Source organism: Kitasatospora sp. NPDC048296, assembly GCF_043201815.1.
In the GTDB taxonomy this organism is placed as follows: domain Bacteria; phylum Actinomycetota; class Actinomycetes; order Streptomycetales; family Streptomycetaceae; genus Kitasatospora.
The window spans coordinates 1-19,786 of the sequence record NZ_JBICZB010000046.1 but is presented as its reverse complement, the minus strand read 5'-3'; the positions used below and the strand labels follow the sequence as shown (position 1 = coordinate 19,786).

At 72.5% G+C, this 19,786-nt stretch carries 15 protein-coding genes and 1 pseudogene; 14 read left to right on the top strand and 2 right to left on the bottom strand.

What is annotated here, in order from left to right; all coding sequences use genetic code 11:
- Positions 1–125: 125 nt before the first annotated feature.
- Positions 126–3,260 carry an amino acid adenylation domain-containing protein gene (locus ACGF12_RS24730; protein ID WP_393034006.1) on the bottom strand — a complete coding sequence of 1,045 codons (3,135 nt, stop codon included), beginning with the start codon at positions 3,258–3,260 and terminating at the stop codon, positions 126–128.
- A 292-nt stretch (positions 3,261–3,552) separates the two neighbouring features.
- On the opposite strand from ACGF12_RS24730, the gene ACGF12_RS24725 reads away from it, so the two are divergent.
- The 5 genes from ACGF12_RS24725 to ACGF12_RS24705 all read left to right on the top strand — a co-directional run bounded on the left by ACGF12_RS24725 (position 3,553) and on the right by ACGF12_RS24705 (position 10,717).
- Positions 3,553–4,392: a hypothetical protein gene (locus ACGF12_RS24725; RefSeq protein WP_393034003.1), complete on the top strand. Its 840-nt coding sequence runs from the start codon at positions 3,553–3,555 to the stop codon at positions 4,390–4,392.
- Positions 4,393–4,396: 4 nt separating this feature from the next.
- Positions 4,397–5,176, top strand: a complete 780-nt coding sequence (locus tag ACGF12_RS24720; protein ID WP_393034000.1) for a thioesterase II family protein — start codon at positions 4,397–4,399, stop codon at positions 5,174–5,176.
- Positions 5,177–5,404: 228 nt separating this feature from the next.
- The gene (locus tag ACGF12_RS24715; protein ID WP_393033997.1) at positions 5,405–8,458 is read left to right on the top strand and encodes a type I polyketide synthase; all 3,054 of its coding nucleotides are present in this window, start codon (positions 5,405–5,407) and stop codon (positions 8,456–8,458) included.
- A 74-nt stretch (positions 8,459–8,532) separates the two neighbouring features.
- Positions 8,533–9,975: an FAD-dependent monooxygenase gene (locus ACGF12_RS24710; protein ID WP_393033994.1), complete on the top strand. Its 1,443-nt coding sequence runs from the start codon at positions 8,533–8,535 to the stop codon at positions 9,973–9,975.
- A 199-nt stretch (positions 9,976–10,174) separates the two neighbouring features.
- Entirely contained in the window at positions 10,175–10,717 is a 543-nt protein-coding gene (locus tag ACGF12_RS24705) for a hypothetical protein (protein WP_393033991.1), read from the top strand.
- An 85-nt stretch (positions 10,718–10,802) separates the two neighbouring features.
- On the opposite strand, the gene ACGF12_RS24700 is transcribed toward ACGF12_RS24705, so the two are convergent.
- Positions 10,803–12,983: an MMPL family transporter gene (locus ACGF12_RS24700; protein ID WP_393033988.1), complete on the bottom strand. Its 2,181-nt coding sequence runs from the start codon at positions 12,981–12,983 to the stop codon at positions 10,803–10,805.
- A gap of 73 nt (positions 12,984–13,056) precedes the next feature.
- Here ACGF12_RS24700 and ACGF12_RS24695 point away from each other — a divergent pair, with 73 nt between their 5' ends.
- The 9 genes and pseudogenes from ACGF12_RS24695 (at position 13,057) to ACGF12_RS24655 (ending at position 19,592) form a co-directional block, all read left to right on the top strand.
- Positions 13,057–13,683, top strand: a complete 627-nt coding sequence (locus ACGF12_RS24695; RefSeq protein WP_393033985.1) for a TetR/AcrR family transcriptional regulator — start codon at positions 13,057–13,059, stop codon at positions 13,681–13,683.
- A gap of 202 nt (positions 13,684–13,885) precedes the next feature.
- A pseudogene (locus ACGF12_RS24690) lies at positions 13,886–14,173 on the top strand (NUDIX hydrolase); the annotation flags it as partial.
- Positions 14,170–14,670 (top strand): NUDIX domain-containing protein, encoded by a 501-nt coding sequence (locus ACGF12_RS24685; protein WP_393033982.1) that lies wholly within the window; start codon positions 14,170–14,172, stop codon positions 14,668–14,670. The pseudogene ACGF12_RS24690 and the gene ACGF12_RS24685, both read left to right, overlap by 4 nt.
- The gene (locus tag ACGF12_RS24680) at positions 14,667–15,560 is read left to right on the top strand and encodes an aminoglycoside phosphotransferase family protein (RefSeq protein WP_393033979.1); all 894 of its coding nucleotides are present in this window, start codon (positions 14,667–14,669) and stop codon (positions 15,558–15,560) included. Before ACGF12_RS24685 ends, ACGF12_RS24680 begins: the two co-directional genes overlap by 4 nt.
- 32 nt (positions 15,561–15,592) lie before the next feature.
- On the top strand, positions 15,593–16,078 hold the full coding sequence (locus ACGF12_RS24675) for an NUDIX domain-containing protein (protein ID WP_393033977.1): 486 nt from the start codon (positions 15,593–15,595) through the stop codon (positions 16,076–16,078).
- A gap of 1 nt (position 16,079) precedes the next feature.
- Complete coding sequence (locus tag ACGF12_RS24670; protein ID WP_393033974.1) at positions 16,080–16,325, top strand: hypothetical protein; 246 nt, start codon at positions 16,080–16,082, stop codon at positions 16,323–16,325.
- Positions 16,326–16,362: 37 nt separating this feature from the next.
- Positions 16,363–16,947 (top strand): class I SAM-dependent methyltransferase, encoded by a 585-nt coding sequence (locus ACGF12_RS24665; protein ID WP_393033971.1) that lies wholly within the window; start codon positions 16,363–16,365, stop codon positions 16,945–16,947.
- Positions 16,944–17,459, top strand: a complete 516-nt coding sequence (locus tag ACGF12_RS24660) for a GNAT family N-acetyltransferase (protein WP_393033968.1) — start codon at positions 16,944–16,946, stop codon at positions 17,457–17,459. Before ACGF12_RS24665 ends, ACGF12_RS24660 begins: the two co-directional genes overlap by 4 nt.
- Positions 17,460–17,576: 117 nt before the next feature.
- Entirely contained in the window at positions 17,577–19,592 is a 2,016-nt protein-coding gene (locus ACGF12_RS24655) for an ABC transporter ATP-binding protein (RefSeq protein WP_393033965.1), read from the top strand.
- Positions 19,593–19,786 lie beyond the last annotated feature (194 nt).

Below are 19,786 nucleotides of genomic sequence, written 5' to 3'. Positions count from 1 at the left end.
GGGGGGGGGGGGGGGCGCGGGGGGGGGGGGGGGCGCCCCCCCCGCCCCCCCCGGGCGCCGCCCCCCCCCCCCCCCGGCCCCCGCCCCCCCCCCCCCCCCCCCCCCCCCCCTCGCCGGATGCGCCGTCAGGCCGTCTGCTCCGCTCGGACCAGGGCGGCCAGGCCGGCCGGGGTCGGCTCGGCGAACAGGTCGGCGAGCTTCACGGTCACCCCGAACTCCTCCTCGATCCGCTGGACCAGCTTGGCGGCGAGCAGCGAGTGGCCGCCGGAGGTGAAGAAGTTGGCCGCCCCACCGAGGTCGTCGCGGCCCAGCAGCTCGCGCCAGAGGCCGACCAACGCGTTCACCACCGGGTCGGCGGACTCGTCCGCGCCGACTGCCCGCTCGCCGGCGCCCCCGTCCGTCCCGGCGGCGGGTCCGGCGGTCGCCAGCGCCTCCAGGGCCAGATAGTCGACCTTCTCGTTGGCGTTGGTCGGCAGGCCGTCCAGCACCACGAAGTCCTGCGGCACGGCGGCGCGCGGCAGTTCAGCGCGGGCGAACTCCCACAGGCTCTCGACGAGGTCGCCGGTGCCGTCCGCGGCCGGGCCCGCCGACCCGCCCGTCGCCTCGACGAAGACCACCAATCGGCCGTCCGCGCTGCGGTCGCCGACCACCACGGCGGCAGCGCCCCGCACCCTCGGGTGCCCGAGCAGGGCCGCCTCGACCTCGCCCAGCTCGATCCGGTTCCCGCGCAGCTTCACCTGCCGGTCGGCCCGGCCGGACAGCTCCAGGGTGCCGTCCAGCAGCCACTGGCCGAGGTCGCCGGAGCGGTAGAAGCGCCCGTACCGGGGGTGCTCGCCGAACCGTTCGGCGTTCAGCTCCGGCCGGCCGTGGTAGCCGTGCGAGACGCCGTCGCCGGCGATGCAGACCTCGCCGCGGACACCGACCGGCAGCTCCCGGCCGTCCGGGGCGAGCACGAACATCCGGATGTTCTGGATCGGCCCGCCGACCGAGATCCGCTCGCCCAGGTCGGCCGGGACGACGCCCCAGGTGCACCAGGTGGTGGTCTCGGTCGGACCGTAGGCGTTGACGACCTCGCAACCCGTCGCCAGCAGCCGCTTGGCCAGCGTCACCGGCACCGGCTCGGCTCCGGTGACCACCCGGCGGCCGGCCAGCCGGTCGGCCACCTCGTCGTACACCATGCGCAGCGTGGTGGGGGTGGCCTGCAGGATGCCCGGGTCGTAGCGGTCGATCAGCTCGCGCAGCACCCGGCCGTCGGTGCGGGCCTCGTCCGGGGCGACCACGATGCGGCCGCCGGAGTACAGCGGCACGTAGTGCTCCAGGTTCGCCATGTCGAAGGCGAAGGTGGTCATCCACAGGGTGGCGTCGGCGGGGGTGGCGCGCAGCCGCACGGTGTAGTCGGCGCAGATGTTGGAGATCGCGCGGTGCGGCAGCACGGCGCCCTTGGGCCGGCCGCTGGAGCCCGAGGTGTAGATGACGTAGGCGGTGCCCTCCGGGTCGAGCCGGACCGGCAGGCCACCGATCGGCCGTTCCGGCGCGGTGTCCGGGACCACCGGCAGCGGCAGCCGCAGCAGCTCGGCCGCACCGGGCAGGGCGAGCTCGCGGTCGGTGAACACGGCCTTGGCGCCGGAGTCCTCCATCAGGTAGGAGACGCGCTGCGCCGGGTGCTCGGGGTCGACCGGCAGGTACGCGGCGCCGGTGAGCCACACGCCGAGGACGGCGGCGGTCAGTTCGGGCGAGCGGGCGGCCGCGACGGCGACCACGTCGCCCGCGCCGATCCCGCCGTCCTTCAACGTGGCGGCGGCGGCGAGCGCGGTCTCCCACAGCCTGCGGTAGCCGATCTCGCGGTCGCCGTGCTGGAAGGCCACCGCGTCCGGGGTGGCGGCGGCGTGGCGGTGCACGGCCTCCAGGACGTCGGCCGGGCCGGGCGGGGCGTAACGCACCGCGGTGTCGTTGGCGGCGTCGATCACCGCGTGGTCCCGCCCGCTCCACACCAGCAGCTCGCCGGTGGGCCGCTCGACGTCCTCGGCGACGGCCAGCAGCAGCGCCTCGTAGCGCAGCAGCAGGTCCTCGGCGTCGGCGCGGCTCAACTTCTCCGTGGAGTAGCGCGCGGTGACCTGGATGGTGTCGGCCGAGGAGGCAACGAAGAACTCCAGGTCGTACTTGCTGTAACCGTTCTCCACGACGATCGGCCGGGCGCGCAGCCCGCCGATCTCGAACTGCGTCATCTCCAGCTGCGGGAAGTAGTTGAACAGGTGGCGGCTGAGCCGGTTGCGCCAGGCGGAGCCGGCCCTGGGCACCAGTCCGGCGATGGTCTCCTCCGGCACCCCGGCGTGCGCCAGCGCGCCGAAGTACATGTCGCGGGCCCGCCGGACCAGGGTGCGGAAGCCGTCCTCGGGGTTCACCCTCACCCGCAGCGGCAGCACGTTGGTGTGGTGGCCGATGGTGCGCGGGGCGTCCTGCGGGCGGACGCTGACGGGGCAGCCGACCACGATGTCCGGGCCGACCCCGTGCGCGGCGAGCAGCAGGTCGAAGGCGCCGAGCAGCACCACGGCCTCGGGTGCCCGCACCTCGCGCTGGAGGCGCCGGACGACGTCCCGGGTCTCCTGGGAGAGGGTGTGCACCAGTTGGTCGCCCTTGAGGGTGGGCTCGCCGCTGTCGGGGGCGCCGCACCACATGTCCAGGGTGGCCGGGTCGAACTCGGCCAGCTGGCCGCGCCAGAACTCGATGCTCTCCGGCTTCGGCTCGGGCTCGGCGAACGCCGGGACGGTCTCCAGCAGTTCGGGCGCGGGCGGCTGCCCGGTGGCGTGGGCGCCGTACAGGGCGATGATCTCCTCCAGCAGCGCGGTGCCGGAGATGATGTCGTAGTCGAGGTGGTGGAAGGTCAGGCAGAGGACGTCGCCGTCGGGGTGGTGGAACAGGCCGGCTCGGACCAGCGGACGGCCGTCGAACACGAACCGGCGGTTCACGTACGGCAGCAAGGCCTCGGCGATCCCGTCCCTGGGTGGCCGGAAGTCGTCGACCTCCTCGACCGGGACCTCGAATTCCGCCGGCGGCACGACGCCTTTCAGCAGTTCGGCGCCGGTCGCGAAATAAACCGTGCGGAGCACGTCGTACCGGCAGAAAAGCGTCGCCAAGGTCTCGTGGAGCGCCGGAATGTCCAGTTTGTCTTCCACCTGGAACGCCAGCGCCAGATTGTTGGCGGCGCTGTCGGGTACCAATCGCTCCAACAACCACATGGCCTGTTCCTTGCGGGTGGCCACGGAAAGATCACGTGTTGTCCGGGCGACGAACTGCGCTGCGGGTCCCAATGGGTCCTCCCCTACAGAGCCGAGTGTGAGACAGTTCACACCATGCTTGCGGTTGCCACTTTGCAGCCCACGTTACGAGCCCCGCACGGAGGTGGGGCACCCCTATCGGGGGGTCACCCCGGCTTTTTCAGGGGCGCCCGGAAAGACCCCCTACCGCTCCCCAGAACGATCTCTAGGGGTGCAGGGACACAGCCGGTTCAACCTAGGCTGCCTACCGTTCCGGAGTTCCGACTGAGGAGTGGCAGTGGTCGCAGGAAACGCTTGGAAGAGACTGGCCGACGGCGGGAATTCCAAGGGAATTCTGCTGGCCGTCGACTTCGACACCACAGGTCGGCCGGAGGCCCGTTTCGCGGACCTCCTGGCGAATCTCGGGCCGGAATTCGCGGCGTGGGAGACCGTACCGCCGCCGGCCGCCGCCGAGGCCGCCCGCAGCGGCACCGGCTACCTCGACCACTGGACCGGCGGGCTGGAGGGCCTGGGCGGCACCGACGGCGAGTGGCCCGCGGTGCACGCGGTGCTCGGCTTCTGCGGCGGCGCCATCTACGCGGCCGCGCTCGCCGAGCGGATCGCCGAACGGCAGGGCCGCGCACCGCTGCTGGTGCTGTTCGACCCCGAGCTGTCCACGGCGCAGACGCTGATCTGGCAGTTCCACAAGGTGATCGGCTTCCTCTCCGCGGTGATCTCCGACGAGCAGATCGCCGCGGCCCGCGAGATGGGCCAGCAGGCCTACGACGAGATCCCCGACGTCATGGCACTCAAGGACGAACTGCTGCGGCTGATGCGGGAGTTCGGCGAGCCGGCGCTGATCGCGGCCGGCCTGGACGAGACCCGGCGCGAGGAGCTGTTCGCGGTCTTCGAGTCCTTCCTGTGCTACCTCGCCGCCGCGAGCCAGATCGACCCGCTGCCGCAGTGGCGCTCGGCCGTCGCGTACAGCTCGACCAGCCCGCTCAGCGGCCTCAACGCGATGCGCGACGCCGGCCTGCAGATCGAGGTCGGCGAGGAGATCCGGGTCGACACCGACCACGGCGTCATGCTCGCCGACAAGGAGCTCGCCGCCGCCACCGCCCGTCTGCTGGACGGCTGAGCCGATGGCCGCACCCAGGACCCCGACCGCGACGCCCTACCTGCCCCCGGCCGCCGGAACCGACGCGGACCTCCGGCTGTTCTGCTTCCACCACGCCGGCGGCGCGGCCTCCGCGTACACCGGCTGGCAGGAGTCGCTCGGGCCACAGATCGCCGTGCTGCCGGTGCAGCTGCCCGGACGCGAACGGCGCGCCGCCGAGCCGCGGTTCACCCGCATCGACGCCCTCGTCACCGACCTGGACCGGCACCTGGACCCGCTGCTCGACGAGCCGTACGCCTTCTACGGGCACAGCATGGGCGCCCTCGTCGCCTACCACCTGACCCTGCTGCGCGCCGCCCGCGGCCGCAGCCTGCCGCTCCGGCTGATGGTCGGCGCCTATCCTCCGCCCCACCTGCTCGCCCCGATCGCCGACGCCCTGAACCTCGACGACGCGGAGCTGACCCGCTGGCTGGTCGACACCGGCGGCATGTCCGAACTCGTCCTCGGCTACCCCGACTGGGTGCGGTCCGCGCTGGACCTGCTCCGCGACGACCTCCGGGTCTGCCAGAGCCACCGGCCGACCGGCGACCACCCGCTGCCCTGCCCGATCGACGTGTTCGCCGGCGAACAGGACCCGCTGCTGCCGCTCGACCGGGTGGACGGCTGGGCCCGGCACACCACCGCCGGGTCCCGGGTGCACGCCATCCCCGGCGGCCACTTCTTCCTCCACGAGTCCTCCACGGTGCTGCTGCGCACCGTGGCCCTCCTGCTGTCCGGGCGCGCCGGCCACCACCGCCGGCTCTGACCGACGGGTGCCGTCCGCCGGCCCTGGCTGCCGCGCCGCTCGCCGTAGCGCCTTCAGCCGCAACGCCCCCAGCCCTAGGGGCTCCAGCCTTAACGCCTCCAGCCGCCATCCGAAGCCATCAGCTGCCATCAGCCGCTGTCGGCGACCGTCCGCTGCCCTCGGCCGGCCACCGGTCGCTACGGCGCGCCGCCCCGCGGCGCCTCCACTGCTGAACGACATGGGGATCTCATGCCTTCCGACGCTGTTGCCATCATTGGTCTGTCCTGCCGGCTCCCCCAGGCCCCGGATCCCCGCTCCTTCTGGGACCTGCTGCGCCGGGGCGCCTCCGGGATCACCGACGCGCCGGCCGACCGGTGGAGCGGGCTCGACCTCGACGGGGCACCGAGCCGCGGCGGCTTCCTGGACCGGATCGACACCTTCGACCCGGGCTTCTTCGGGATCTCGCCCCGCGAGGCCGCCCTGATGGACCCCCAGCAGCGGCTGATGCTCGAACTCGCCTGGGAGTGCCTGGAGGACGCCGGAGCCGTCCCCGACCGCCTCCGCGCCACCCAGACCAGCGTCTTCGTCGGCGCCATCGCTGCCGACTACAGCACCGTGCTCCAGCGGCACGGCCTGGAGGCGATCACCCCGCACACCGTCACCGGCCTCAACCGCGGCATCATCGCCAACCGCGTCTCCTACACGCTCGGCCTGGAAGGCCCCAGCCTCACCGTCGACGCCGCCCAGTCCTCCGCGCTGGTCGCCGTCCACATGGCCTGCGAGAGCCTGCGCAGCGGCGAGTCGGATCTGGCCATCGCGGGCGGCGTCAACCTCATCATCGCCCCCGAGAGCACGCTCGGCCTCACCCGGTTCGGCGGCCTCTCCCCCGACGGCGTCAGCTACACCTTCGACGCCCGGGCCAACGGCTACGTCCGCGGCGAGGGCGGCGGAGCCGTCCTGCTCAAGAAGCTCGACCGGGCGCTCGCCGACGGCGACCACATCTACGCCGTGATCCGCGGCACCGCCGTCAACAACGACGGTGCCACCAACGGCCTCACCGTGCCCAGCCCGGAGGCCCAGGAGAAACTGCTGCGCCGCGCCCACCAGCGGGCCGGCGTCGAGCCCGGCGAGGTGCAGTACGTCGAACTGCACGGCACCGGCACCCGGGTCGGCGACCCGATCGAGGCCAGGGCGCTCGGCGCCGCCATCGGCACGGCCCGCCCCGAGGGCTCGCCGCTCCTGGTCGGCTCGGCCAAGACCAACGTCGGCCATCTTGAGGGCGCGGCCGGCATCGTCGGGCTGCTCAAGACCGTCCTGGCGATCAAGCACCGGGAACTGCCGGCCAGCCTCAACTTCGCCGAGCCCAACCCCGACATCGACTTCGCCGGGCTGAACCTCCGGGTGCAGACCACGCTCGGCCCGTGGCCGGAGGGCACCCTGCGCGCGGGCGTGTCGTCGTTCGGCATGGGCGGCACCAACGCGCACGTCGTCCTGGAGGAGGCCCCGGCGGTCGAGACGGCCGCCGACGGGGAAGCGCCCGAACTCCCGGCGGTGTGGCCGCTGTCGGCGAAGACGGAGGGCGCACTGCGGGACCAGGCACGGCAGTTGCTGAACTGGCTCTCCCAGCACCCCGAGGCCGCGCCCGCCGACATCGCCCACTCGCTCGCCCGCAGCCGCTCGCTGTTCGAGCACCGTGCGGTCGTGCTGCCCGGCGACCGGGCGGAGGCGCTGCGCGCCGTGGCCGATGCCACGCCGCACCCGTCGGTGGTGACGGGCAGTGCGGCGGCGAGTGGCGGCAAGCTGGCGTTCCTGTTCACCGGGCAGGGATCGCAACGGGTCGGCATGGGTGAGGAGTTGTACACCACCTTCCCGGTGTTCGCCGCCGCGTACGAGGAGGCGCTGCGCCACTTCGACCCGCAGCTACGGGAAATCATCGCGTCGAACCCGGACGGGCTGCTCGACACCACCCTGTACACCCAGCCGGCGCTGTTCGCCCTGGAGACGGCCCTGTTCCGCCTCCTGGAACACCACGGCCTCACCCCCGACTACCTCGCCGGGCACTCCATCGGTGAGATCGCCGCCGCCCACTGCGCCGGCGTCCTGTCGCTGAGCGACGCGGCCAAGCTGGTCGCCGCCCGCGCCCGCCTCATGCACAGCACCGGCGAAGGCGCCATGGCGACCCTCCAGGGGGTCGAGGAAGACGTCCTCCCACACCTCACCGACGCACTCACCATCGCCGCCGTCAACTCCGCCGACGCCGTCGTCGTCGCCGGGGACACCGACGCCGTCCACGCCCTCGCCGCACAGTGGAAGGAACAGGGCCGCAAAGCCAAGGTCCTCAACACCCGCCACGCCTTCCACTCCGCACACATGAACCCGATCCTCGACGAATTCCGCGCCGTCGCCGAGACATTGACCTACCACGAGCCGACAATCCCCATCATCTCCACCCTCACCGGGGAGTTGGCCGATCAGCTCACCGAACCCGCCTACTGGGCCCGCCAATTGCGCGAAGCCGTCCGCTTCCACGGCGCCCTCACCACCCTCGGCGACAACGGCGTCACCACCTACCTCGAACTCGGCCCCGACGCCACCCTCACCACCCTCACCCGCACCACCCACCCGGACGCGGTCACAGCGGCGACCCTCATACCGAACCGACCCGAGGCAGCCACCGCTCTCGGCGCCCTCGCCACCACCCACACCCACGGCCACCCCGTCAACTGGCCCACCCGCGGCACCCCAGGCACCCACACCACCCTCCCCACCTACCCCTTCCAACACCACACCTACTGGCTCCAGCCGCGCCCCGGCGTCGCTGCGGCAGCCGACGGCGCGCTTTGGAAGGCGGTCATACAAGGGGACGAGGAGGCCCTGGCGGAGCTGCTGACGCTGGACCCGGAGCAGCGCAAGGCGATGTCGGCGGTGCTCCCGGCGCTGTCGGACTGGTTCAACTCCGTCACGACCCCGGCCCTGGCCACTGACGTCTCCGACCCGGACGCCGAGAACGACAACCGCTGCGCCGCGCCCTCGCTACGCGAGCGGCTGGCCGGCGCTCCCGACGACGAGGTGGGCCAGGTCCTCCTGGAGGCCGTGCGGCGCTACGCCGCCCAGGTGCTCGGCCTGGAGTCGGCGGCGGACATCGACCCGCTGCTGGACTTCCTGGAGCTTGGGCTGTCCTCCTTCACCGCGATGGAGTTGGCCGCCCGGCTGCGGGAGGACGGCCTGGAGCTGGACCCCGTCGCCATCTACGACCACCCGACGCCCGCCGAACTCGCCGAGCACCTGCACACCGCACTGTGACACCGAACGTCACACCCCGAATGCCCCACACCGAACCCCGATTGCCAACGGCACGAACGCAAGGAGTACTAGCAATGACTGACCCGATCATCATCGCGGGCGGTGGCCCCGTCGGCCTGATGCTGGCGTTCGAGCTGGGGCGGCAGGGCGTGCCGGCCGTCGTCCTGGAGGCCCGGCCCGGCCACTACGACGACGAGCGGGTGGGCACCTTCCACTCGCGTCTGGTGGACGTGTTCACCGAGCGGGGCCTCATGGACGCGCTCGGCGAGGCGCCGCACTGGCCGGCGGTGCACTTCGGCATGGTGTGGCTCGACCTCACCCAGCTGCCCGAGGAGTACAACCTGCTGGTCGCGCAGACCGGCGTGGAGCGGCTGCTGGAGGAGCGCTCGGCCGCTCTCGGCGCCGACCTGCGCCGCGGCCACCGGGTCACCGGCTTCAGCCAGGACGACTCCGGTGTGACGGTGCAGGTCGAGGGGCCGGACGGCGCGGCATACGAGCTGCGCGGCGCCTACCTGGTGGGCGCGGACGGTGTGGACAGCACGGTCCGCCGCCTCGCGGGCATCGAGGTGAGCCGCACGGGCAAGTCCTGGTACGGCATCCTGGGCGACTTCGCCTCCTACGACGGCGAGTTCGACGCCGGGGTGCGCCCGGGCGGGGTGTTCGGGGCGCTGCCCGAACGCTCCGAGCGCGGCTACTGGCGGCTGCAGACGCTGGAGTTCGACCAGGACGGGCCGCCGGAGTCGGAGCCGGTCACGGTCGAGGAGCTGATGGGCAACATCGAGCGGCTGACCGGCGGGCGCAAGCAGGTCGGCGACCCGATCTGGATGCGCCGCTACACGGGCACCACCCAGCTCGCCGAGCGGTACCGCGAGGGCCGGGTGTTCCTGGCGGGCGAGGCCGCGCACCACTACGTGCCGACGGCGAGCCACGGCCTGAACACCGGTCTGGGCGACGCGGTGAACCTGGCCTGGCGCCTCGCGGCCGCGGTGCACGGCTGGGCACCGGAGGGGCTGCTCGACGGCTACCACGAGGAGCGGCACCTGGCCGGGCACCGGGCGTGCCAGGGCGCCGAGGCGCAGATGGCGCTGATCCACCCGCTGGAGAAGGTGAACGCGCTGCGCGAGGTGTTCACCGAGCTGGTGACCATCGAGGAGGTCAACCGGCGGCTGGTGACCTGGGCGACGGACGTGCGCTACCCGTTCGCCGCGGAGGGCGGTCACCCGCTGGTGGGCCTGCGGCTCGGGCACCTCGCACTTCGGACTACGGACGGCGAGACGTCCACCGGGGCGGCGCTGGGACAGGGCCGTGGTGTGCTGTTCGACCTGACGGGCAAGGAGTTCGGCGACGCGTCGGGCTGGGAGTCGCGGGTCGACGTGGTCCGGGCGGAGCCGGTCGAGGAGCTGGACGCGCCAGCGCTGCTGGTCCGTCCCGACGGGTACACGGTCTGGGTCGGCGACGACCAGGACGGGCTGACGGCGGCGCTCACCACGTGGTTCGGAGCCCCGACCGCGGACTGAGCCGCCGAAGGTCGACGAAGGGTGGTCCCCGGCGCACTCGCCGGAGACCACCCTTCCTTGGTCTTCCCGCGCCCCGAAGCCACCCCCGAGGTTTTGGAAGGGCTTTAGCAACTCGCCCCAGCATGGCTGCAGACGGGCTTCCCCGATCTCGAACACCCCGTACGCACGCAGACATTCAGAAGAGAAGGAAGAGCAGAGCATGCGCCGCACGAAGATCACCCGCCGCACGGGTGCCGCCCTCGCCCTCGCCCTGGGCCTGCTGGTCACCGTCCCCGCGACCGCCGGCACCGCGTCGGCCGACCCCGGCCAGTCCGCCGCCGCCCACCACCGGCACCAGCCGCGGTCGATCGACCTCTACCCGCTCCAGGAGAAGGTGCTGGAGCGCACCTACACCGGCAACCCGGCGACCGGCTTCAAGGTGGGCGACGGCGGTACCTGGCACTCCCAGCTGTCCGACGCCGACGGCGAGGTCATCTCCGACACCCGGGGCACCAGCCTGGCGGTCTACCAGGGCGCCGACGGCCTGTACACGATCATGGACAACACCGACGTCCTGGAGGACGGCACCGTCCACTCCTACGGCCTGGTGAACACCAACAAGCTCATGGCGGGCGAGAACATCATGCTCCCGGTCGTGGGCGGCACTGGCCGTTACGAGGGCTACATCGGCTTCCGCTCCTTCCAGAAGACCACCACCGAGGGCATGTACAACTCGCGCATCCAGCTCTGGAAGTCCAGCTGACCGGAACCGCCAGCACGTGAAAGGCCTCCGGGACAAGTCCCGGAGGCCTTTTCGCTTCACCGCGCGGCGCGCCCAGGTCGGGGGGTCACCCGACCTGGGTGCGCTGCGGCTCCGCCGCGGGGGTCGGCGAAGTGGGGAGGGCCGTCGCGGCGGACCGGCCGAAGCCGCGCCAGGCCGCGTGGCCGAGGATGCTCATCACCGCGGGGGCGAGCACCAGACGGATCACGGTGACGTCGACGATCACCGAGACCGCGAGGCCGATGCCGATCATCTTGATGACGGTGTCGGTCGTCGGCACGAAGGAGAGGAACACCACGGTCATGATCGCGGCGGCCGCGGTGATGACGCGGGCGGTGCCGCCCAGGCCGACGCGGATCGCGCGGGCCGGGTCGCCGCTCCTGTCGTACTCCTCCTTCACGGCGCTGAGCATGAAGACCTCGTAGTCCATGGACAGGCCGAACAGCACCGCGAAGAGCAGCATCGGGACCATCGCCATGATCGGCACCGACTCCTTGAGGCCGATCAGGGACAGGCCCCAGCCCCACTGGAAGATCGCGACCAGCACACCGAACGCGGCGCCGATGGAGAGGGTCGTCATCACCGCGGCCTTGAGGGCGACCAGCGGCGCGCGGAACATCCCGATCAGCAGCACGGTGGCGGCGGCCAGCACGGCCGCGATCATCCACGGCAGGCGGTTGCCGACGGTGTCGGACAGGTCGGTGTTGTAGGCGGTGGTGCCGCCGACGTAGACGTCCTTGCTGTACGACCCGAAGACCTCGGGGGCGACGTCCTCGCGGATGCGGTGGAGCAGGTCGCTGACCGCCCGGTCCTGCGGCCGGTGCTTGGGCACGACGGTCAGCATGGCGGTGCGGCCGGTCGTGCTGAGCGCGGTCGGGGTGACGGTGGCGACCTCGGAGTCCGCCGTCAACGTGGTGCGCAGCCGCTCGATCGCCTGGTCCCCCTCGGCGCCGGGCTGCAGGTCGGCGACGATCATCAGCGGGGCGTTCCAGCCGGGCCCGAAGGCGGTGGCGACGGTCTCGTAGGCGTGGCGCTGGGTGGAGGTCTTCGGGAGATTGCTGTCGTCGGGGGCGCCGAGGTGCAGGCTGAACAGAGGGACGGTCAGGACGGCGATGACGGCCAGAGCGAGCACAGAGTAGCCGTAGCGGTTCTTCGCGACCCGGTCGGCCCAGCGTCCCCAGCGGCCGTTCTCGACGTCGGCGGGGGCGTCGACCGCGGCGGGTCGGCGGCGGCCGATGCGCACGGAGTTGACGCGGTGCCCGAGCAGGCCGAGGACGGCCGGAAGCAGGGTGAGCGCGGACAGCATGGTGGCGGCGACGGTGAGCGCCGCGGCGACGCCCATGCCACCGATGAAGGGGACGCCGGTGAGCAGCAGGCCGAGGATCGCGGCGACCACGGTGGCACCGGCGAAGACCACGGCATGGCCTGCGGTGGCGAGGGCGCGACCCGCCGCTTCGTGCTTGTGGACGCCTGCGGCGAGCTGTTCGCGGAAGCGGGTGACGACGAACAGGGCGTAGTCGATGCCGGCGCCGAGGCCGAGCATGATGGCGACGATCGGCGCGATGGTCGGGATGCTCATGCCGGCGCCGGCGATCAGCACGCCCGCGGTGCCGAGGATGAGGCCGGTGATGGCCACGAGGATGGGCAGTCCGGCGGCGACCAGGGAGCCGAAGGCGATCAGCAGGATCACCAGGGCGGCGACCAAGCCGACGAGCTCGGCGCCGCTGGTCTCGCTCTGTGAGGCCAGGTCGACGACCTGCCCTCGGAAGGAGACCTCCAGGCCGGCCTTGCGGGCCTCCTCGGCGGCGTCCTGGAGCCGGGTGGTCGCCTCCTCGCTGAGCTTTTTCAGCTGCTTGTCGTACTGCACCTGGCCGATCGCAGTGCGTCCGTCGTCGCTGATCTGGCCGCCCTCGGCGAACGGGTCGGCGGCGGAGCGGACGTCGGGCTGGTGGGCGAACTTCGTGGTGACGGCCTTGATGACCGCCTGCTTGCCGGGGTCGCGCAGCGTGCCGTCGGTGGTGTGCCAGACGACGTCCGCACTCGCCGCGCCCATCTCGGGGAAGCGTTCTATCGCGCGGTCCACGGCCTTCTGGGAGTTGGTGCCGGGGACGTTGTAGTCGTTCAAGAATTCGCCGCCGGCCGCCCCGGCCACGGCGAAGAGGGCCACGATGGCGAGGAGCCAGGCTCCGATGGTGAGCCACGGTCGGCGGGCGGCCGTCCGCCCCACCCGGTTGAGGACGCTATCCATGGCCGGGACCATATCAGCACTCAACGCAATTTTTCAATCAGTGCAGATATTCACTCTCGGCTAACATCAGAGGATGACCACGAAGCCAGGACTCAGGGAGCGCAAGAAGGAGCGGACGCGGAAGGCGCTCGTCACCGCGGCGATCGAGTTGTTCGGCACCAAGGGGTACGAGGAGACCACCATCGCCGAACTGGCCGAGGCAGCCGACATCTCCACCAGGACGTTCTTCAGCTACTTCGCCAGCAAGGAGGAGGTGCTGTTCGAGGGGACCCCGCTGAAGCTGGAACGATCGGCTTCCGTCCTGGCCGAGCCCCTTCCCGGGGAGCGGCCCGCCGAGCTGCTGCTGCGCTCCTTCCACTTCGTGCTCGACCAAGACACCGACCTGACGGGCGACCTCGCGAAGCTGCGAACCCGACTGATCCTGAGCACCCCCGCCCTGCAGCCCTACGCACTGCGCAAGGTCCTGGAAGGTCAGCGCGAGCTGACCCGCGGTCTGATCGCCGCCTACCCCGGCGAGCTGGACCCAGTGGTGGCGGCCGCCATGACCGGCGCGCTGGTGGGGGCACTGGTCTCGACCATCGCCGCACTCCTCGGCCGCCCCGAGACGGCGGGCGGCGCCCCGGCCGACCCCGAGCAGCTGCGCGCCGAGATGGAGCACGCACTCCGCACCGCACTCCGCGGATTCGGCGGCCTGGCCTGACGGGCCGACGGGCCGAGCGAACGGCGGAGGCAGCCCGCTCTACCTGGAACGCCCCGCCCCGTACGGCGACGACTTCGAGGGCGTCCTGGTCCTCGTCACCGACCGCGCGGGCCGACTGCTGATGCACCTGCGCGAGAACCGGCCCGGAATGCCCTGGCCGGGGTACTGGACTCCGATCGGCGGCTGACGCGAGGCCCGCGAGAGCGCCCCGGAGAGCGCGGTGCGCGAGGTCCGGGAGGAGGCCGGCATCGAGATCACCGCGCTGCGGCCCCTCCCTGACCCGCACGACGACCTCGGCCTCCCGCTCACCCGTGTCCTGCGGGCCGTCTGGGACGGCGACGAGAGCGACCTGCGGCTCGGCGACGAGGGCCTGGCCGTACGCATGGTCCCCCTCGACGAGGTCCTCTCCCTCAAGGTCCCGCCCTACCTGCACCACTACCTGCCGCTGCTCGCCGACGCTTCCGACCAGCCCAGCGGGGGGACCGCATGACTCCGCCCGCCGACGCCCGCCGACCGCCCACCACCGAGTCCCACCCCTCCGGCACCGATCCGCTGACCCTGGTCGTCGGCGTCCACCTCGTCCTCGTCGACGACGGCACCGTGCTCCTCGGCCGGCGCCGCAACACTGCCTACGCGAACGGCATGTGGCACCTTCCGTCCGGCCACATGGAGCCCGGCGAGCGGGTCACCGGCTCCATGACGCGCGAGGCCGAGGAGGAGCTCGGCATCCGCATCGCCGAGGCCGATCTGGAACTCGTCCACACCCTGCACCACCTCGACGCCGACGACGGCCGCAGCCGCCTCCAGCTGTTCTTCCGCCCCACCCGCTACGACGGCCGGGTCCGCAACGCCGAACCACACAAGTGCGACGCGCTTCGCTGGTGGCCGTTGGACGGGCTCCCGGGCACCACGGTGCCCTACACCGTTCACGCGCTCGCCGAGATCGCCCGCGGCCGTTGCCTCTCCACCGTGGGGTGGGCCGCGTGAGCGCCGCAGTCGTCCCCGAGGACGTCGACCGGCTGGTGCGCGAGACTGCGGGACGGTACGAGCTGGTGGGCGTGCGATCGTTCGCCCGCGCGGGCCACCCGGTCGTCTGGGAGGTCGCCGACGAAGGCGGACGCGGCCTGTTCGCCAAGCGCCACAAGAACGCGCTCATGCACCGGCGGGAGACCACCGCCTACCGGATCCTCGCGCCGGCCCTCGGTGTCGGCCTGGCACCGGACCTGCTCGCCGAGAACGCCCGGTCGCTGCTCGTCATCACCACCGCGCTGGCCGGCACCCCGGTCATCAAGGCCGCCCTCACCGCAGCCGAGGAGCGGGAGGTGTACCGGCAGGCCGGGCGGCTCGCGGCCGTCATCCACGCCCATCCAACGGCCGACGCCCCCGTCGGCGGCCGGCTTCCCTGGGCCGAGGAGCGCGAACGGGCGCTCGCCCGCGCCCGCGACGCCCAACTCACGGAGGAGGATATCGAGGTCCTGGCGGAGGCCACCCGCGCCGAACCCCCGATCACCCCCCTCGCCTACTGCCACGGCGACTTCGGCCCGCGGAACTGGATCCTGCGCCGCGAGGGCAACGACGGCGGGCTGACGCTCGGACTGATCGACTTCGAGCGCAGCCAGGCCGACGAACCGGTGCGCCGGGACCTCATGCGGGTCATGCTCCAGCTCACCCCGCACCGGGCCGATCTGCGAGCGGCGTTCACCGCCGGGTACGGGCGTGAACTCACCGCGCGGGAACGGGCGGCATGCCGGGCATGGGCCGCGATCGACTGCCCGGCCGCACTGCGCTGGGCCCTGGACCATCACCGGGACGAGGAGGTCCTCGGCTACGCCCGCACGGTCCTGGACCTGCTGCGCGCCCCGGACAGTGCCCTCTAACCCCCTTTCTCCTCCTACCTCTTGGAGCATCCATGCAGTCCCTGCGTCAGGCCGTGTGCGTCATCGTCCACGACCAGAACGCCGGCACGATCGCCGGTGTGCACTACGCCAACGACTCCTGGTCCAGCGCGCCCGCCTGGACCCTCCCCGGCGGCAAGGCCGAGGAGGGCGAGCGCCTCGACCGGGCCGCCGCCCGCGAGCTGCACGAGGAAACCGGGCTGGCCGTGGATCCCGAGGAGTTGCGGCTCGTCCACACCATCCAGGTCAAGGCCGGCTGGGACGGCAAGGGCCCGTTCCTGCTCTCCGTGTTCGCCGCGACGTCCTGGCAAGGCAAGCTGACGAACACCGAGCCGGACAAGCACCTCGCCGTCCTCTGGGTGGACGCCGAGAACCTGCCCACCCCGATGTTCCCCACCTCGCACGCCGCCCTCACCGCCTACCTGGCCGGCGACCGCCGGGGCTTCTCCACCTACGGCTGGGACACCCCCGCGGACCTGCGCGCCTACGTCGGGGCCTGAGATGCCAGGCCGCCACCGCCGCCCGCCCACCGGCGAGCAGCTGGCCCTGCCCACCGATGCCGACCTGCGGCTGCTCGCCATCACCCAGGGCCGCACCGTCATCGACGAGGGCGTCGTCACACTGCCGGGCGGACGGCACCCGTACGCCTACCGCACGCTCTACCGGCCCGACGGCCGCGTCGACCGGCTGCTGGAGCGCCTGGCACCCGGCCCGCTGCAGCCGCCCGACTTCCCGCCCGCCGGCTGATGGGCCCGGTGAGCGCGCCCGACCGAGAGGAGCGGCAGTGTCCGCCGCCGACCACTGGAACGGCCATTACCAGCAGGGCAAGGACTTCCGTCCCGTCACCGAACCAGAGGTCAGGCTCCTCACCGAGCACCTCGCCCCGGGCACCGGCCGCCGAGCGCTCGACCTGGGCTGCGGCACGGGCGAGTACGCCGCCGCCCTCCACGACCTGGGCTTCACCACCACCGGCGTCGACTTCTCCCAGGTCGCCGTCGCCACCGCCCAGGCCCGGCACCACGACCGCAACGGCCTCGACTTCCGCCTCCTCGACGTGAACCGCGGCGGCCTGGACCTCCTCCCAGCCGCCGAGTTCGACCTCATCACCTGCCGGCTGTTCCTCGCCTTCGTCGACCTCGTGCCGACCGTCGCCGGAACGCGCCACCTCCTCGTCCCCGCCGGCCGGCTCCTCGTCACCACCCCGCTCGCCGAACGCCAGCAGGCCGGCCGGGAATCGATCGGCCTGCGCCCGGCCGACCTCGACCTGCTGCGCTCCTTCAGCTGGACCGCCGTCGCCGGGTACCCGCTCGACGACCTGCTCTGCCTCCTGCTGACCGCCCACCCCACCCTGGACAGGACCAGCCGATGACCCGCAGCACAGCCCAGCCCGCCGTCCCCGAGGACGCCGACGAACTGCTGCGCCTGCGCGTGGCCGTCCTGGACGGCGGCCCGCTCACCGACGAGTGGCGCACGACCTTCCGCGACGACATGCGCGAACGCCTGGGCACCGACCCCAACCTGCTCGCCTATGTCGTCCGCACCGACGACGGCCTCGCCGCGTGCGCCATCGGCATCGTCTACCGCGGCTACCTCGGCCCCGCCTTCCCCACCGGCCGGTGGGGCCGCATCCACACCGTGGCCACCGACCCCGCCCACCGGCGACGCGGACACGGCCGCGCCGTCACCACCGCCCTGGTCGGAGCGCTCAAGGACCGCGGTTGCGGAGCCGTCGAACTGCGCGCCACCGCCGCCGGCGCACACCTGTACCGCACCCTCGGCTTCGAGCCCCCTGGACGGCTTCATGACCCTGCGCCCCGGCCCCGGCGGATGGCTGCGCTGACCGCCCTCAGCGCCGCTGCCCACAACGAGCGTGGCTGCTAAGGCCCCTGCTTCGGCTGCCCGGTGCCCGCCCGCCGCGCCGAGCACGTCGACGCCAGCCCTCGCCAACGCGTAGGACCGGATGGCCGCCCTGCCCACCCACACCCTGGAGGACCACGCTTGAGGACCCGCCCGACCAAACCCCGTCCCGACGAGGACATCTCCCCCAGCGAGAAGTTCCTCTTCGGCGGCCCGCTGCGCTACGACTACGGCTTCACCTCCCACGAACAGACCATGCTCACGGTCAGCTTCCTCACCGTGGCCCGGCAGATCCCCCGCCTGCTCCGCACCGCGGTGCACCTGGCCTGGCAGGCCGACCGCGCCGCGCTGGTGGCCATCGCGGTCGCCGAGATCGGCCGAGCTCTGGCAGCCGCATTCGGCCTGCTGGCCACCAACCGAGCGCTCGCCTCCCTGTTCGCCTCCGGCAGTACCGACCACCTGCTGCGGGCCGCGCTGCCAGCCGCGTTCGCCGTCGGCGGCGCCTCCGCCCTGGCAGCGCTCCTGGGCGTCGCCTCCACCTGGGCAGGCAACCGGCTGGAGCCCAAGACCGAGCGGGCGGCCACCGTCGCGTTCCTCAGCCGGGCCGCCCGGGTGGAACTGGCCGCCATCGAGGACCCGGAGTTCAGCAGGCTCTTGGAGTCCGCCCGCTTCGGCACCGCGGCGGTGCGCCGCCTGATCAACCAGAGCATCTCCCTACTCACCGCCCTGCTCGGCCTCGTCGCTGCCGGAGGGGTCCTGCTCACCCTCGACCCCGTCCTGCTGCCCATGCTGGTCCTGATCGCCGCTCCGAAAGGCTGGGGCGCGGTGCGCTCCGCCCGCCGCCGCTACGGCTCGATGATGGCCTGGCTCCAGCACCACCGAGCCGCCGCCATCCTCGCCCAGCAGATCACCCAGCCGCACTCCGCGCCCGAGGTCCGCGTGCACGCCATCGGCCCGTTCATCCTCAGCCACTACACCGCGATGGCCCAGGCATCCGAGCCGGAGCAGAACCGGCTCGCGCGCACCACCGCCAGCACCTCCCTCATCGCCTCCGCCCTGTCCGGGCTTGCCGCCGCCGCAACCTTCGCCGTCCTGGGCTGGCTCGTCTACGACGGGCAGATGGCCCTCGCCGTCGCCGGCACCGCCGTCGTCGGCATCCGCACCGGCGCCGCCGACATCACCTCCCTCGTCCGCGCCGCGAACGGCCTGTACGAGGAAGCCCTGTTCGTCGCCGACCTGGAGCGCCTCCAGCGCGAGTCCGAACGCCGCGCCATCCCCACCGGCGGCACCGACCTCCCGCACCGCCCCGACACGATCACCCTGGAGGACGTCGGCTTCACCTACCCCGGCCGCAGCACCCCGGCCCTGTCCGACATCACCCTCACCATCCCGCGCGGGCAGGTCGTGGCCCTCGTCGGCGACAACGGCTCCGGCAAGTCCACCCTCGTCAAGCTCCTCTGCGGTCTCTACCTCCCTGACACCGGCCGCGTCCTGTGGGACGGCACCGACACCTCCACCGCCGACCGCGACCAGCTGTTCTCCTCCGTCTCCGTCCTCGAACAGGACTTCCAGCGCTGGCCGTTCACCCTGCGCGCAAACGTCTTGGTCGGACGCCCCGAGCACGGCGACGACCCCGCGCTCCTCAAGCGCGCCGCCGACTACGCCGACCTGCACCCGATCGTCGAGGCCCAGGACAACGGCTGGGACACCCTCGCCGCCCGCGGCTTCCAGGGCGGTGTGCAGCTGTCCGGCGGGCAGTGGCAGCGCGTCGGCATGGCCCGCACCCACCACCGGGCCACCACCGACGGGCCTGGCGACCGCCCGACCCACCTGGTCATCGCCGACGAACCGACCTCCGCCCTCGACGCCCAGTCCGAGGTGGCCGCCTTCGCCCGCATCCGCGAACTCGCCGACCAGGGCCTGACCGTCATCCTGATCACCCACCGCCTCGCCGCGACCGCCGACGCCGACCTCATCTACGTCCTCCACCAAGGCCGTCTCGCCGAACAGGGCATCCACGAAGAGCTCATGGCCAACCCCGCCAGCCGCTACCGCGCCTCCTACCTCCTCCAAGCCGCCCAGTACGCCAGCACCATTCCGCACCAGCGCGACACCGGCCCGGCCCGTGACAAACCAGCCCCGGAACGACCTGCCTGACCCGAACCAGGGCGGGCACCCGCCAGGTGCCCGCCTCGATCACAGCTCGAGGCCTCCCCGTGTCCGGGCCGGTGGTCGGGGTACAGCAGCTCAGCCCACCTAGGAGCGTGGGTCAGTAAGCGGCAACCCGCGTGTGGCTTGTGATCATTCGTACGAGATGATCCTGGTATGCGTGATCAGGAGGGGTTGTTCGA